This is a genomic window from Microbacterium sp. JB110 (assembly GCF_003335195.1).
Lineage (GTDB): Bacteria > Actinomycetota > Actinomycetes > Actinomycetales > Microbacteriaceae > Microbacterium.
Window position 1 is genome coordinate 1 of record NZ_QPGM01000020.1, and the last position, 338, is coordinate 338.

Sequence of the window (338 nt, forward strand, 5' to 3'; positions counted from 1 at the left end):
CACCTCACGTTTAATGGAAACTACGGCGAGAATAAAAATGTCGTAGAATTTATCGATGAACCTATTCGGGATGAGACGTATGTACATCGGTACCGGAGTACAGGCTACGCGCTAGCTCAATCTTTCGGTTATAAAATCGATTATAGCAATGGCAACGGTATGTTCAACAGCCAGGAAGAACTGGATGATTACTTATCAACAACCAGCTATGGATTTGGCGTGCCACGGGTCGGATACTTTAAATATACTGATTTGAACGAAGATGGTGTTGTCGATGATAAAGATCAAGTTCCTATAGGTGCGTCTGGGATTCCAGGGATAACTTATGGATTTGGACT

General features: G+C 42.3%; 1 protein-coding gene. It reads left to right on the forward strand.

What is annotated here, in order from left to right; genetic code table 11:
• Window positions 1-338: hypothetical protein (locus CIK77_RS17825; protein WP_220224453.1), on the forward strand; the 338-nt coding region annotated here is incomplete at both ends.